14 protein-coding genes and 6 tRNA genes are annotated in these 13,496 nt (G+C 66.0%); 13 read left to right on the top strand and 7 right to left on the bottom strand.

Going from position 1 to position 13,496, the window contains the following annotated elements:
* Positions 1-12: 12 nt before the first annotated feature.
* The 5 genes from NG697_RS09340 to NG697_RS09320 form a co-directional block, all read right to left on the bottom strand.
* Entirely contained in the window at positions 13-1,602 is a 1,590-nt protein-coding gene (locus tag NG697_RS09340; RefSeq protein ID WP_252600209.1) for an RsmB/NOP family class I SAM-dependent RNA methyltransferase, read from the bottom strand.
* Entirely contained in the window at positions 1,599-2,519 is a 921-nt protein-coding gene (gene fmt / locus NG697_RS09335) for a methionyl-tRNA formyltransferase (protein ID WP_252614053.1), read from the bottom strand. The genes NG697_RS09340 and fmt overlap by 4 nt, the downstream gene beginning before the upstream one ends.
* Complete coding sequence (def, locus tag NG697_RS09330; protein ID WP_252614052.1) at positions 2,516-3,124, bottom strand: peptide deformylase; 609 nt, start codon at positions 3,122-3,124, stop codon at positions 2,516-2,518. Before def ends, fmt begins: the two co-directional genes overlap by 4 nt.
* Positions 3,125-3,244: 120 nt before the next feature.
* Entirely contained in the window at positions 3,245-4,105 is an 861-nt protein-coding gene (locus tag NG697_RS09325; RefSeq protein ID WP_252609176.1) for a cytochrome, read from the bottom strand.
* Positions 4,106-4,197: 92 nt separating this feature from the next.
* Positions 4,198-4,269: transfer RNA gene (locus NG697_RS09320), tRNA-Val, on the bottom strand.
* A gap of 228 nt (positions 4,270-4,497) precedes the next feature.
* Between NG697_RS09320 and NG697_RS09315 the strand changes: the two genes are divergently transcribed.
* The 6 genes from NG697_RS09315 to NG697_RS09290 all read left to right on the top strand — a co-directional run bounded on the left by NG697_RS09315 (position 4,498) and on the right by NG697_RS09290 (position 5,462).
* Positions 4,498-4,570, top strand: a tRNA-Gly gene (locus NG697_RS09315).
* A 47-nt stretch (positions 4,571-4,617) separates the two neighbouring features.
* Positions 4,618-4,688 (top strand) — tRNA-Cys (locus tag NG697_RS09310).
* 39 nt (positions 4,689-4,727) lie between these two features.
* Positions 4,728-4,802 (top strand) — tRNA-Val (locus NG697_RS09305).
* 58 nt (positions 4,803-4,860) lie between these two features.
* Positions 4,861-4,933: transfer RNA gene (locus NG697_RS09300), tRNA-Gly, on the top strand.
* Between the two features lie 44 nt (positions 4,934-4,977).
* Positions 4,978-5,049 (top strand) — tRNA-Val (locus NG697_RS09295).
* Between the two features lie 155 nt (positions 5,050-5,204).
* The gene (locus tag NG697_RS09290) at positions 5,205-5,462 is read left to right on the top strand and encodes an antitoxin (protein ID WP_141140172.1); all 258 of its coding nucleotides are present in this window, start codon (positions 5,205-5,207) and stop codon (positions 5,460-5,462) included.
* Between the two features lie 113 nt (positions 5,463-5,575).
* On the opposite strand, the gene zapE is transcribed toward NG697_RS09290, so the two are convergent.
* The gene (gene zapE / locus NG697_RS09285) at positions 5,576-6,613 is read right to left on the bottom strand and encodes a cell division protein ZapE (protein ID WP_252600205.1); all 1,038 of its coding nucleotides are present in this window, start codon (positions 6,611-6,613) and stop codon (positions 5,576-5,578) included.
* Positions 6,614-6,827: 214 nt separating this feature from the next.
* Between zapE and NG697_RS09280 the strand changes: the two genes are divergently transcribed.
* The 3 genes from NG697_RS09280 to ybaK are packed head-to-tail and all read left to right on the top strand — an operon-like array spanning position 6,828 to position 8,741.
* Entirely contained in the window at positions 6,828-7,739 is a 912-nt protein-coding gene (locus NG697_RS09280) for a sulfurtransferase (protein ID WP_252600204.1), read from the top strand.
* 10 nt (positions 7,740-7,749) lie between these two features.
* Positions 7,750-8,211, top strand: a complete 462-nt coding sequence (locus NG697_RS09275) for a SufE family protein (RefSeq protein ID WP_252600203.1) — start codon at positions 7,750-7,752, stop codon at positions 8,209-8,211.
* Positions 8,212-8,243: 32 nt separating this feature from the next.
* Entirely contained in the window at positions 8,244-8,741 is a 498-nt protein-coding gene (ybaK, locus tag NG697_RS09270; protein ID WP_252600202.1) for a Cys-tRNA(Pro) deacylase, read from the top strand.
* Here the strand turns inward: ybaK and NG697_RS09265 are convergent.
* Entirely contained in the window at positions 8,738-9,940 is a 1,203-nt protein-coding gene (locus NG697_RS09265) for an alpha/beta hydrolase family protein (protein WP_252600234.1), read from the bottom strand. The two genes, ybaK and NG697_RS09265, sit on opposite strands and share 4 nt — an antisense overlap.
* Positions 9,941-10,159: 219 nt before the next feature.
* Between NG697_RS09265 and NG697_RS09260 the strand changes: the two genes are divergently transcribed.
* The 4 genes from NG697_RS09260 (at position 10,160) to NG697_RS09245 (ending at position 13,458) form a co-directional block, all read left to right on the top strand.
* Complete coding sequence (locus NG697_RS09260; protein WP_252614051.1) at positions 10,160-10,651, top strand: hypothetical protein; 492 nt, start codon at positions 10,160-10,162, stop codon at positions 10,649-10,651.
* A gap of 14 nt (positions 10,652-10,665) precedes the next feature.
* Positions 10,666-11,175: a peptide-methionine (R)-S-oxide reductase MsrB gene (msrB, locus tag NG697_RS09255; RefSeq protein ID WP_252600200.1), complete on the top strand. Its 510-nt coding sequence runs from the start codon at positions 10,666-10,668 to the stop codon at positions 11,173-11,175.
* A 154-nt stretch (positions 11,176-11,329) separates the two neighbouring features.
* Positions 11,330-12,697 (top strand): DUF6421 family protein, encoded by a 1,368-nt coding sequence (locus tag NG697_RS09250; protein ID WP_252600199.1) that lies wholly within the window; start codon positions 11,330-11,332, stop codon positions 12,695-12,697.
* On the top strand, positions 12,694-13,458 hold the full coding sequence (locus tag NG697_RS09245; RefSeq protein ID WP_252614050.1) for an SDR family oxidoreductase: 765 nt from the start codon (positions 12,694-12,696) through the stop codon (positions 13,456-13,458). The genes NG697_RS09250 and NG697_RS09245 overlap by 4 nt, the downstream gene beginning before the upstream one ends.
* Positions 13,459-13,496 lie beyond the last annotated feature (38 nt).

Raw genomic sequence — 13,496 nt, 5'->3', positions numbered from 1 at the left:
ACCTTTCACGGGTCAGGCTTTCTTCCGGATGAGGGCCAGGAACATGGCATCGGTGCTGTGGATGTGCGGCCAGAGTTGCGCCGTGGAATCGTGGCCTGCGCCCAGGTTCCCGGTCAGGCTCACGCTGTCCAGCACGGCACCGGCGTCCAGCAGCTCCAGGTCATCCCGCTTCCGGAGGGCATCGCTGACCACTGCCGTGGTTTCGGCCGGGTGGGGTGAACAGGTGACATAGGCAACCACTCCGCCGGGGCGGACGGCGTCCAGCGCCGATTTCAGCAGGGCGCGCTGCAGCGGCCCCAGGTCCGCGAGGTCCTTGGGGGTGCGGCGCCAGCGGGACTCCGGCCTGCGGCGCAGGGCACCCAGCCCGCTGCAGGGGACGTCCACCAGGACACGGTCAAAGGACTCCGGCTGCTCAGTGCCCACGTCGCGGCCGTCGCCGGTCCGGACGCGCCAGACGTCCCGGGGCACGGCGGACAGGGCCTGGCTGACGAGTTTGGCACGGTGCGGGGCCGGTTCATTCGCGAGCAGCGTGGCACCCTGGGCGTTGGCCAGCGCGCCCAGCAGGGCCGCCTTGCCACCGGGGCCGGCGCACAGGTCCAGCCAGGTTTCGTTCCTGCGTTCTGCTCCAGTGCCGTCGGTGGGATCGAGGTCCACTGCCGCCATGGCGCGGGCCACCAGCTGGGAGCCGACATCCTGGACGCGCGTACTGCCTTCCCGTATGGAGGCGAGGCGGCCCAGGTCTCCGCCGCTGGAGAGCGCCGAGCCTTCAACGAGTTCACCGGGGGTCGCCCCGCCCTCCAGGGCTTCATCCAGGCTGCCCAGGCCGGGCAAGGCCACCAGGTTGACCACCGGAGCTTCGTTATCGGCTTCCAGCAGGTCGTTGATTTCGGTGGCTGACCGCCCGTGGGCCACCAAGGACTGGCGCATGGCCCGGACAATCCATTCGGGGTGGGCGTAGCGGAGGGACGCGATGGTGGTTTCGTCGCTTTCACCGGCGACGAGGACCTCAAGCCATTCCTCCAGCGTGTGCGCCGTGACCTTCCGCAGCACCGCATTGATCAGGGCGGAGGGGCCGGCACCGATGACGGCGCGGGCCAGGCCAACGGTCTGGTCCAGGGCGGCGTGGGCCGGGACACGCATGGCCAGCAGCTGATGGGTGCCGATCCGCAGGGCGTCGAGAATGGCAGGGTCAAGCTGGTCCAGCGGCCGGTCAACGCAGCGGGCCAGGATGGCATCGTACGTGCCCTGGCCACGCAGGGCCCCGTAGCTGAGCTCGGTGGCGAAGCCGGCGTCGCGCTTGTCCAGGCCGTGATGGCGGATGCGGGACGGGAGCACCAGGTTGGCGTAGGCGTCCTCGGCGGCTACCGCGCGCAGGACTTCAAAAGCCACCAGCCGCGCGGGGTCCGCCCGGCGGGTCCGCTGCGCAGGAGCGTTTTCGGTGAAGCTCCGCTGGGAGGGGCGGTTGCGTTCGTGGCCCTGGGCGTTGCGCTGGCTGGAATCCCGCGGCCCGCCCTTGCCCCGTCCGCTGTTGCCGCGTCCGCCGCCCGGGGCGCCGCTTCCGCTGCCGCCCGTGCCGCCTGCATTACCGCCGGATTCGCTCATTCGAAGACCACGCTTTCCAGTGTTGCCATGCCACGCGCCCAATCGGCGGCGGCCATCATCTTTTTGCCCGAAGGCTGGATCCTCGTCAGCTCCACGGCGTGGGATCCGGTGCCCACCAGGACGCTCTTCCCGTCGAGGAATACTGCGCCGGGTTGCAGGTCAGTGTCACTTGGCCGGAGCCGGACAGGTTCGAGTTTGACGCGCTGTCCGTCCAGGGTGGTCCAGGCGCCGGGCTCGGGAGTCACGCCGCGGGCGCGCCTGCCGATCGCCAGGGCGGGCTGCTTCCAGTCGAGCCGGCCGTCATCGATGGTCAGCTTGGGGGCCAGTGAAACGTCGCCGACCTGCGGCTGTGCAGCTGCCCTCCCGGCTTCCACGGCGGACAGCGTCTGGGCAAGGAGCACGGCCCCGCTGCGGGACAGCCGCTCCAGCAGCGCTCCGGCGGTGTCCTCCGGGCCAACGCCCTCGGTCAGCGTTCCGAAGACCGGGCCGGTGTCCAGCCCTTCTTCCAACAGGAAAGTGACTGCCCCGGTGACGTCGTCGCCGGCCATCACGGACCGCTGCACGGGGGCAGCGCCACGCCATGCGGGCAGCAGGGAAAAGTGCAGGTTGATCCAACCATGCGGGGGAACATCAAGGGCGGGGCGCGGAATCAGGCCGCCGTAGGCCACGATGGCGGCCACGTCCGGCTTGGCCGCGGCGATTTTCGCCGTCACGGCCTCGTCCACGCGGGTGGCGTGGATGATGTTGATTCCCAGCTCGGCGGCGCGGGCTGCAACGGGCGACGGCGTCAGCACCCGTTTGCGCCCTATCGGCGCGTCGGGACGGGTCAGGACGGCAACGATCTCAAAGCCGGCCCCAACGAGGGCATCAAGGGACGGGACGGCCACGGCGGGGGTGCCGGCAAAAAGTACCCTCATGTGGTGGCGCCGCCGCCGAAGCTGGCCCCACCAGAGCTCGCGCCTCCAACGCTCGAGCCCCCGAAACTGGACCCGACCGTCTTGGCTCGCTTCGTCGTCGTGCGTTCCGTGATGGCGTCATAGTTGGCATTGCGGATGGAACGCAGGGCCGTTTTCCGGTCCTCGCCTTCCAGCCTGTCGGTGTAGAGGATGCCGTCCAGGTGGTCCGTCTCGTGCTGGAAGCAACGGGCCAGCAGGCCTTCCCCCTCCACCGCGACAGGATTCCCATTCAGGTCAACACCGGTGGCGCGTGTGGCGCGGAAGCGGCGGACCGGGAACGCCAGGCCCGGAACGGACAGGCAACCCTCAACCTGGTCCGCCTGGAAGTCCTCGCTGTTTTCCAGGACCGGATTGATGATGTGGCCCTCCACGCCGTCAATCCGGTAGGTGAAGACCCGCTGGCTGACGCCAATCTGGGGGGCCGCGAGGCCGGCGCCATCCACGTCCTCCATGGTTTCCGTCATGTCCGCAACCAGCTTGGCGAGCTCAGGACCGAATTCCGTCACGGGATCAGCCACTGTGCGGAGCACAGGATCACCGATGATGCGGATATTCAGAATGGCCATGTGCTGTCTTTCCTCACGGTGGGCGTTATGGCGAACCTGTCCAGTTTAGGTGCAGGGGCACCGGTCCCGGGACTGGGCAGCCGGACTCCAGGCATGCGAAGTTCCGGCACGCGTGCTCCGCTAGGTGCTGCGGGCCTGCACGGAGACGGGCGGAGCCACCGGAAGAAGCGCAGACCCGGCGGCGAGCGTATCGGCGGACAGTTCCCAGACCCGGCGCAGGGCGCAGAACTTCCACCAGTGGTGCTTGAGGACGTCGGGGTTGGCGCGGACCGGACGGACTTCCGTCTCGCCAATGGCCACAGCCAGCAGCAGCGGGGCCTCGCCGTACTTCCAGGGCTCCCATTCCCCTGCCACGGCATCCACCAGGCTTTCTTCGGCCTTCATGCCGGCCACCAGTTGCATGACCACCTTGTCATCCAGCGGCTTGACGGTGCCATCCCGTGTGGTGCCCTTGGTCTTGTAATCAATGACGCAGATCCGGCCGTTGATTTTGGCCACGAGGTCCAGCGTCCCGGCGTAGCCCACTGACTTGTTCCAGACGGTAATTTCCGGTGCGATGGGCTCTACGCTGTAGAGGTCCCACCACTCATCGAACCGCAGGGCAAAGCCTTCCTCTCCGTTGGCCGCCAATGCCTCGCGGGTTTCCTTCATGGCGTGGGGCCGGCCCAGGGCGCGGAGTGCAACCTGCTCGCAGTAATTATGGACGCGGTCGCCGCGTCTGGCGGCCTCGTCGCGATACAGTTCTGCTGCTTTTGAGGCCCGGTTGACGGCCTGACGGATTTTCGCCGGGCTGCCCAGGCAATCGGCAAGCAACGGATCCTTCGCCAGGCTGCTGGCGCCCATGTAACCGAACCAGCCGTCCAGGCCGTGCGGCTGCTGGCCAATGACGGTGGTGATTGACGGAACGGAGAACTGTTCGGAGGTGGACCGCGCATACATGCGGCCGTATTCCGTGGCGTGGGCAAGGAGTGGATCAGTCATACAAAGACTCTTTCACAAGGGGCTGACAGAATGGCGGGCACAAAAAAGGTCCGTTTCCGCTCGGCTGAGCGGAAACGGACCAGATTCCTCGGTGGGCGATACTGGGTTCGAACCAGTGACCTCTTCGGTGTGAACGAAGCGCGCTACCACTGCGCCAATCGCCCCGATGCCTTTGAATGCTAGCCGACCGGGCGGGGTTTATGGAAATCGAGACGGGACGCCGCTCGAATTACACGCCTGTAATTAGAAAAATCCCCTAGATTGCAGGGATCCAGGGGCATTGCCGCCGTTGAAGCACGTTCGATTTGGAGATTCCCTGAACCTCCTATAGAGTTCTTACTCGTTGGAACGCGAGGAAATGCCCGAAACGGCACGGATTCAGCGGCCCAAATGCGGACGTAGCTCAGCTGGTAGAGCACCACCTTGCCAAGGTGGATGTCGCGAGTTCGAATCTCGTCGTCCGCTCGCAGGACACTGTCACGGCTAAGGTTTTTCGGAATCGGAGCTTACACGGTGGGTTGGCCGAGAGGCGAGGCAGCGGCCTGCAAAGCCGTTCACACGGGTTCGAATCCCGTACCCACCTCGGTGAAAACCATGGATTCCGGTTCACGCCGGACGAAATGGGCGATTGGCGCAGCGGTAGCGCGCTTCCCTGACACGGAAGAGGTCACTGGTTCGATCCCAGTATCGCCCACCAAGCAAGGAAACTTGCTTCATGCAGTACTTCTGGCCACCGGCCAGGGTGTACTTCATACGCGGACGTAGCTCAGCTGGTAGAGCACCACCTTGCCAAGGTGGATGTCGCGAGTTCGAATCTCGTCGTCCGCTCTCTACCCCAGTAATAAATCCGAAATGGCCGGCCTTCCGGTTCCGGGCGATTGGCGCAGCGGTAGCGCGCTTCCCTGACACGGAAGAGGTCACTGGTTCGATCCCAGTATCGCCCACACACACAGCAGCTCCCCGTGAGCTGCTTTTTTATTGCCCGGATACGCCGCACGGACTTTACAACATTTGTCACAGCACCTTGGCACGCCCGGCAGACAGGGCTAGGATCGGTTGCGGAGGAGCGAACTGGCTCCGCGATTGAAGGGAGGTGCTCGTGGGACTGATTGACGATCTTAAGGGCAAGGCTCAGGGTCTCATCCGCGGCAACGAGCAGGCCATCAAGGACGGCATCACGAAAGCCGGCGATTTCGTCGACTCAAAGACTGGCGGTAAGTACACCGGTCACGTGGACAAAGTCCAGGAGGGCGCTTCCAAGCTCGTTGACAAGAACGACGGAACACCCGGCGTAGCGCCTGCCACCGAGCAGACTCCGCCAGTCAACCCGGTTCCGCCGGTTGATAAGGCTCCGTAACAAGGATTTGGCCAGGGCACTGCCCTAGCACGTCAAGGGGGCGCGGGTCCCGCCGGGAGGTGGCACCCGCGCCTTTGGCGTTTAACTGATGGTCCGGCTTCCCCGGCCGATGCCTAGGACGGCTCGTGGTTCTGGCCCTCGCGGGCGAGTGCAGTCAGGCGGGACACCGCACGGAAGTACTTCTTGGTGTACCCGCCGTGCATCATCTCGTCCGTGAAGAGCTTGTCGAAGGGGACGCCGCTGGCCAGGATGGGCACATCCTTGTCGTACAGGCGGTCCGCCAACACAACGAAGCGAAGCGCCACGGCCTGTTCGGTGATGGTCTCCACGTTGCGCCACACAACGCCGTCGATGCCGTCGATGAGCTGCCGGTAGCGGCTCGGGTGGACACCGGCCAGGTGGCCGATCAGTGAACTGAATTCGTCCTCTGCCACGGTCTTGCCGTCGAACTCGGCCTTCATCTGTGCGGCGAGCTGGCTGTTCTTCAGCGGTGCCGGGGCGGCGGGCAGCCCACGGTGGCGGAAGTCCTCGCCGTCGATCCTGATGACGTCGAACTGGTCCGCCAGGACCTGGATTTCACGGGCAAAGTCGACGGCGGCAAAGCGGCCGTCGCCCAGCGAACCCGGCAGCGTGTTGGACGTGGCAGCCAGCTTGACGCCGGCGTCGGCCAGTTCACGCATCAAACGGGACATCAGCACGGTGTCACCCGGATCATCCAGCTCAAATTCGTCGATGCACACCAGCTTGTAGTGGCTCAGTGCCTCAACAGTTTTGCGGAAGGAAAGGGCGCCCACGAGGTTGGTGTATTCCACAAACGTGCCGAAGGCCTTGGGGCCCGGGGCGGCATGCCACAGCGAGGCCAGCAGGTGGGTTTTGCCGACGCCGAATCCTCCGTCGAGGTAGATCCCCGCCCTGGTAGCGACCTTCTTGGTGAAGAACTTCTTGAACAGGCCATCGCCGTCGCCTGCTCCAACTCCCCCGGCGAACCCTTCCAGCCCCTTGACCGCCGCCGCCTGGGACGGCTGGTTCGGGTCCGGCCGGTAGCTGGCAAAGGAGACCTGGCCGAACCGTGCGGACGGATAGAAACCCTTGAGGAGCTCATCCACCGAAACCGCCGGAGTGCGGGCGGCAAGCTGTTCGATCTGTACCAAGGTGGTCCGTTCTGCTGGTGGGTTGTCCCCAGAAAGAATACCGGCAATGGCACTGGCCTCCCCCGCGATGGCGCCGGCAAGGGCCCCGGCGTGACGAAGGCCATATTTCCCACTGTTAACAAAGAGGCGGACAGGGCGGCCGGCCGTGGCTAGTGTGGGAGGCAGGTTTTCCTTCTACAGCATCCGCCGTGTGTCTCAGTGAAAGGCCATCACCATGTCCTACGCAGTTGAACAGAACGAGAAGTTCGCCGCCTACGCCAGCCCGGAGCGCCTGGTGTCCACCGAATGGCTCGCAGCCGCCCTCCAAAGCGGCGCCTTGGCGGACGGAAACCTTGTCGTGGTCGAATCCGACGAGGACGTCCTCCTCTACGAGACCGGCCATATCCCTGGATCAGTCAAGATCGACTGGCACACGGACCTCAACGATGACGTGACCCGCGATTACGTGGGCGGCGAGGCGTTTGCCGCCCTGGCCGCCGCCAAGGGCATCTCGCGCGACACCACCGTGGTCATCTATGGCGACAAGTCCAACTGGTGGGCCGCCTATGCGCTCTGGGTCTTTACGCTGTTCGGCCACGAGGATGTCCGGCTGCTCGACGGCGGCCGGGACAAGTGGATCGCCGAAGGCCGCGACCTGACCACGGAGCGGACCTCCCCGACGCCCGGCGACTACCCGGTGGTGGAGCGCAACGACGCCCCCATCCGCGCGTTCAAGGAAGATGTGCTGGCACACTTCGGCAAGCCGCTCATTGACGTCCGCTCCCCCGAGGAATACACCGGCCAGCGGACCCACATGCCGGCCTACCCGGAGGAAGGAGCGCTCCGCGGCGGCCACATTCCCACGGCAGCATCCATCCCCTGGGCGCGCGCCGCTGCGCCGGACGGAACGTACCGCAGCCGGGAAGAGCTCGAGGCCCTCTACCTGGGCGAGGCCGGGCTGACCGCCGGCGATGACGTGGTGGCCTACTGCCGCATCGGCGAGCGTTCCAGCCACACCTGGTTCGCGCTCAAGTACCTGCTGGGCTTTGACACTGTCCGGAACTACGACGGCTCCTGGACCGAGTGGGGCAACGCCGTCCGTGTTCCCATCGCCAAGGGCACGGAACGCGGCACGGTCCCGGCGTAAACTGGAACAGATGACTACACATGACCTGCCCGCCGCATTGGCGGAAATCGTCGATGACTTCCAGGCCCTGACCGAACCCGATCGGCTTCAGCTGCTGCTTGAGTTCTCGCGCGAACTGCCGGAGTTGCCTGACCGGCTGAAGGACCACCCCGAGCTCCTGGAGCAGGTGGTGGAATGCCAGTCGCCGCTGTTCCTGACGATTGAAACGGAAAAGAACGACGCCGGCCCGGCCGACGCCGTTCGGCTCTACTTCAAGGCGCCACCGGAAGCCCCCACCACGCGGGGTTTCGCTGGCGTGCTCCACGAGGGGCTCGACGGACTCAGCGCCGCTGAAATCCTGGCGGTGCCGGACGATATGCCGGAGCTGCTGGGCCTGACGCGGGCCATCACGCCACTGCGGATGCGTGGCATGACCGCCATGCTGGGACGGATCAAACGCAAGGTCGCCGCTACGTCCCGGCTTGCGTCCTGATCAGCTGACCTCCTAACAGGAAACTGAACGCTTTGGGACGCAAGAGTTCTTCAAACGGAACGCCGGCCACAGCCGCCCTGGCTGCTGCCGGCGTTCCGTTTGTGCTGCATCCGTATGCCCACGATCCTTCCGCGGCCAGCTACGGCACAGAAGCCGCCGAAGCCCTGGGCATCGCTCCGGAGTCGGTCTTCAAAACCCTCATGGTGGAAGTGGAAGGGCGGCTGGCCGTGGCGGTTGTGCCGGTCAGCGGAAGCCTTGACCTGAAGGCATTCGCGGCCGCCCTGGGCGCCAGGAAGGCTTCGATGGCAGACCCTGCGGCTGCTGAACGCCGCACCGGCTACGTCCTGGGCGGGATCTCGCCGTTGGGCCAGCGCCAGTCATCGCCCACGGTGGTGGACAGCAGCGCCCTCAATCTGGGGACGATGCTGGTTTCCGGTGGCAAACGCGGCCTGGACGTTGAGCTTGCACCGGCTGACCTCATCCGGCTGACGTCCGCGGTGACAGCCGCCATCGGCACGCGCACACTTTAGCGGTGCTGCCCTGGGTTGAGCCGCGGAGCCAACTGCGGCCGGAGCCACGCCTTGATCAGGTTCTCCCAGCGTTCGGGATCGACATTCCATTCCTTGGTGTGCCTGGCGTGGTTGAACGTTTCGAACGTGACCATGTCCGGATTCCGCTCCGCCAGAAGGGCGGAGGGTTCATAGGGAACGTACTCGTCATCAACGCTGTGGATGATCAGGGTGGGCGTCCGGACTTCCACGGCGCGCGCCACCCAGTCCATGGCTTTGAGGTCCACGGGTGCTGCCAGGCCGGTGAGCCTGCGGCCCACGGGGTGGCCCAGCATCAGTTGCCCGTAGCGGCCAACGAGGGACGGTATGCGGTTGATCTGCGCATGGTGGGCCAGCACATTGACCCAGTTGATGACGGGCGCGTCCAGGACCATGGCCCGGATCAGGTGACGGTTCGGCGAGAGATCGGCCGTCTGCAGGCAGATGGCGCCGCCCATTGACCAGCCGAAGAGAACAATTTCCTCGGCGCCGTTGGCCAGGGCGAACTCGATGGCGGCCTCTATGTCGTGCCATTCCGTGGATCCCAGGCCGTACCGGCCGTCCTCGGCCGATGGCGCCAACCCGTCGTTCCGGTACGAGACAAGCAGGCTGGTGAGCCCCAGTTCGAGGGCTGGGCTGACCGCCCGGAGAGCCTCCTGGCGGGTTGCCCCGCGGCCGTGAACCATGATTGCCCAGGTCCGGGACGTCCCGCCGGCCCGGACCAGCCACGCCGGTGCCGTGCCGCCGTCGACGTCGATCTGCACGTCCTCCGCCGCAAAGCCGGCGGTGGCGGGATCCGGGTAGAGCGCACCGCTCCACCATCCGCGGCGGGCCGTATCAAGATCGCCGGCATAGACGGCTTCCACTTCGCGCAGGACCGTGCCGTCCGCCGGCGAATAGGACACAATCCGCCCGATCCGGGCGTGCCCCTTCCCGCCGTCGAAAAACAACCCATAGACACCCTCCACCGTGGTCTCTGGAGTGGCTGTCAGGATGACCTGGCGGCCGCCCCCTTCCCGGAGCACGGCGAGGACTTCCTGGTCCGCCGTCCGCTGCCGGACGGGAGTGATCACACGCCGGGCAAAATAGAGCGCCAGCGCGGAGGAGCCGGTGGCCAGCAGGCCGGCAAGGGCCCCGCCGCCAATGACGCCGCCGAGCGCCCATTTGGCGCGCAGCGACATACGGCCGTCGGCCTGGGTCGGAACTGCCGCCGTCAACGTGGAGGTGCGCGTGGAAGGTGCCATGGAACCATTCTTACTGCCGCAGACGGGTTGACCATATTCCGTCCGGCACGTGGCATCGGAATTCTGCCGGCCCCGGGGACGCCGCGCTCATGACACCGCGTGCACCGTGCGGCCCAAATGGATGCAGGCGCCGGTGCGCACGACTAGGCTGATGCCATGAGCGATCCAATCGTCATCCTGACCGAAGAACCCCTGGGCGCGGACGACCGCGTCAACATAGAACGCCTGGTGGACGGGCAGGACACTCCCCTTGTCCTGCTGGTTCCAGGGAACACTAAACGGCATCTGCTGGTGGATTTCCTTGAGAATCTCTCCCTGCTGGACGTTGCTAAGGCGTTCCGCGAACTGACCGCCCACGCCCCGGACCCCACCGTTGAACGGGCCGAGGCTGCAGAGACACTGTCCGTCTCGCTTGCCGCCTTGGAGGGGCTGGGCGCAGGGGTAACGGGCGAGGTAGTGGACGGCGGGGCCGTTAAAGGCCTCGTTGCCAAGGTCAAGGAACTCGGCGCAGCCCAGGCAGTGGTGATCACCCGTCCCCACGCAGTTGCGGATACGTTCCACACGGACTGGGCCAACAAAGCCCAGGACCAGTTGGGGCTCCCCGTGCTCCACCTGTATGCCGGTTCGGGATTTATCGGCGACTCCTGAGCGTTGAGCTGACTATGAGCATCTTTGGTAAGAGCATCTTCGAGAACAAGGCCACGGATTCCGTCCCCGTTCCGGCTGCCGACGCCGTCGCTGCGGAACCCGCCTACCGGAAATCCGACGCCGAGTGGCGGCAGGAACTCACGCCGGAGGAGTACCACGTGTTGCGGCAGGCGGGTACGGAGCGCCCCTTCACCGGCGAGTACGTGGACACCCATACGGAGGGTGTCTACCAATGCCGTGCCTGTGGCACCGAGCTCTTCCGGAGCAACGAAAAATTCGACTCGCATTGTGGCTGGCCGTCCTTCTGGGCACCGCTCGCCGAGGGAACCGTCCGTTACATCCACGACCGGACGCTCGGCATGAAGCGGGTGGAGGTACGGTGCGCGCACTGTGATTCACACCTGGGCCACGTATTTGAGGGTGAGGGCTACGGCACGCCCACGGACCAGCGCTTCTGCATCAATTCGGTGTCCCTGAAACTGGTGCCGCGCGGCGCTGCGGGGGAAGAATCCACGAAGTCCTGAGTCCGCCAGCCGTGGCTCCGCCTACATCTGGCGGAGCCGCGAGGCGCCTCGAGCCCGAGAGTATCTTATGCTCAGGCTCGATTTGAGTTAGAGACTCTGGTTGCTTGCTACGCTCGCCGTAGATGCCCCAAGCAATGAGAAAGGCAGTCACACCATGACCGTCACCGTGACCGTGGCCCCTACGAGGATCACCGCCGAAAATCCCGCCTGGCTCCGCCTCAGGAGCGCCGCCGAATCCCTGCAGGCACTGCAGGTCCAGGACGGCTCCGTGCCTGATGCCGGCCATCACGCCGAGGCAGCCCTGCAGGTTGCCGCCATCACGGAGTCGCTTGCCGAACTGGCACCGCTGTTCCCGCACGACGCGGCCTACCTTGACGCCGTCGTCGCTGATTTCCAGGCGTGGGCCACGGCTGGATTCGCCGTCCCGGACTTCCTCGCATCGCTGCTGGCGTTCCAGCCCCAGCTGCAGCGCCAGGACGGCCTGCAGCATGTTGTCATCTTCCCCATGTACACCCAGAACGGAAGCAGCAGCCGGCTCGTGGAGGCCGTACTGATCGAGGTCATCTGGCCCGATTTTGTGGCCGGCCTTGAGGCCGGGGACTATTCCAACAAGCTCTTTGTGCCCATCCGGTTCCTGGACTTCACCCGCGGCTACAACACCAACTCGGCGGTGCTGTTCCCCGAAACCGTGGCCGTCCGGGCGACACCCACGTTCACCTGGGGCGCTATTTTTGCGGACCGGGAAGCTGCCCGGTTCCGCCGGGTCCTGCGCGCGGCGGCAGACATCACCTCCCTGGACCTGCCCGCGGGCGCCGCGGAACTCCTGGCCGACCAGGAACTGACCGAGGCCACGTTTGTGATGTGGGACCTGATCCATGACCGGACCCACATGCGCGGGGACCTGCCCTTTGACCCGTTCATGATCAAGCAGCGGATGCCCTACTTCCTGTATTCGCTGGAAGAACTGCGCTGCGACCTCACAGCCTTCCGTGAATCCGTCCGGATCGAACAGGACGAAGACGCCGGGCCGGAAGCACGCCGGCACGCGAAACTGGTGCAGTACGCCATCATCTTCGACCGGATCTTCCGCTTCGCGATCACCGGCAACCGGGTGCGCAACTACGACGGGCTCGGCGGACAGTTGCTCTTCGCCTGGCTGCATCAGCACCACGTCCTGCACTGGACCGACAGCCGGCTCAGCATCGACTGGGACCAGGTGGCGGACGCGGTGATCGGCCTCGGCGCCTCGATCGACGAGCTCTACTGGCGTTCCATTGACCGGCCGAAGATGGCCCATTGGCTTGCCGCGTACCAGCTGATCTCCGCCACGGTTACGCCCAACCCCGCATCAGTCTGGGCCAAGGGCCCCGACGCGCTTCCCGTCGCCGGTCCGCCCCGCGGCCTCACCGACCAGGTGCTGGACGACGAATTTCCGCTGTCCATGTTCTACGAAGCCTTGGAGAAGAAAATGCGTCCAGTCATCGAATCCACCGCCGGCATCACCGCAGCGTCCGCGCTGTGAGGGAAACCGACGCACCGCCGGTGGCTCCTGTTCCGGACCATGCCCCCGGGCTGAACGTCCTGGTCACCGGCGGCAGCGGACCGTCCGGGATCGCGGTGGCCGGGGCCTTGCACCAGGCGGGGTTCCGGGTCTTCACGGTTGGCGCGGACAGGACGCGCATCGACGCTGCGGCGAGGCGGGCGGGCGAGGGCGTCACTCCCCTGGTGTGCGATCTTGCGGATCTCGCCGACGTCCAGGCCCTCCGGAAGACCCTTCTGGCCGAAACCGCCGGGCGCGTGGACGGAGTCATCCACCTCGTCGGCGGCTGGCGCGGCGCCAAGGGCATCACGGACCAAAGTGACGCCGACTGGGACTTCCTGGAGCGCGGCGCCGTCACGACGCTCAGGAATGTGTCCCGGGTCTTTTACACCGACCTGGCCGCCGCCGGAACCGGAAGGTTTGCCGTGGTGTCCTCCACCGCGGTGGACAAGCCCACGGCGGCGACGGCCAGCTACGTGGCGGCGAAGGCCGCCGCCGAGACCTGGACCCTGGCGATGGCGGAGGGCCTGGCCCGCGGGGCTGCGGATGAGGGCACCGCCTTGCGCGGCGCCGCCGTCGTCCTGGTGGTGAAAGCTCTGGTGGACGCGGAACTCCGGAAGGCGCACCCGGAACGGACCTTCCCCGGCGCCACCGACGTTGAGGACCTGGCCGCCGCCGTCGTCGGGCTGTTCAGCCGCCCGGCAGCCGAACTGAACGGCCAGCGCCTGCTCCTGACCCCCTGACCGCAAATTCCGCTGACAGGCTGGCCCCGGACCGGCCG

The sequence above is a fragment of the Pseudarthrobacter raffinosi genome (assembly GCF_023913835.1).
GTDB classification, from domain to species: domain Bacteria; phylum Actinomycetota; class Actinomycetes; order Actinomycetales; family Micrococcaceae; genus Arthrobacter; species Arthrobacter raffinosi.
This window is presented reverse-complemented; position numbering and strand designations above follow the sequence as displayed.

What these genes read in the sequence shown, in the direction of transcription:
- NG697_RS09340 (WP_252600209.1), bottom strand. Translation starts at nt 1,602, where the DNA reads ATGAGCGAATCCGGCGGTAATGCAGGCGGCACGGGCGGCAGCGGAAGC.
- fmt (WP_252614053.1), bottom strand. Translation starts at nt 2,519, where the DNA reads ATGAGGGTACTTTTTGCCGGCACCCCCGCCGTGGCCGTCCCGTCCCTT.
- def (WP_252614052.1), bottom strand. Translation starts at nt 3,124, where the DNA reads ATGGCCATTCTGAATATCCGCATCATCGGTGATCCTGTGCTCCGCACA.
- NG697_RS09325 (WP_252609176.1), bottom strand. Translation starts at nt 4,105, where the DNA reads ATGACTGATCCACTCCTTGCCCACGCCACGGAATACGGCCGCATGTAT.
- NG697_RS09280 (WP_252600204.1), top strand. Translation starts at nt 6,828, where the DNA reads ATGTCCTACGCAGTTGAACAGAACGAGAAGTTCGCCGCCTACGCCAGC.
- NG697_RS09275 (WP_252600203.1), top strand. Translation starts at nt 7,750, where the DNA reads ATGACTACACATGACCTGCCCGCCGCATTGGCGGAAATCGTCGATGAC.
- NG697_RS09265 (WP_252600234.1), bottom strand. Translation starts at nt 9,940, where the DNA reads ATGTCGCTGCGCGCCAAATGGGCGCTCGGCGGCGTCATTGGCGGCGGG.
- NG697_RS09260 (WP_252614051.1), top strand. Translation starts at nt 10,160, where the DNA reads ATGAGCGATCCAATCGTCATCCTGACCGAAGAACCCCTGGGCGCGGAC.
- msrB (WP_252600200.1), top strand. Translation starts at nt 10,666, where the DNA reads ATGAGCATCTTTGGTAAGAGCATCTTCGAGAACAAGGCCACGGATTCC.
- NG697_RS09250 (WP_252600199.1), top strand. Translation starts at nt 11,330, where the DNA reads ATGACCGTCACCGTGACCGTGGCCCCTACGAGGATCACCGCCGAAAAT.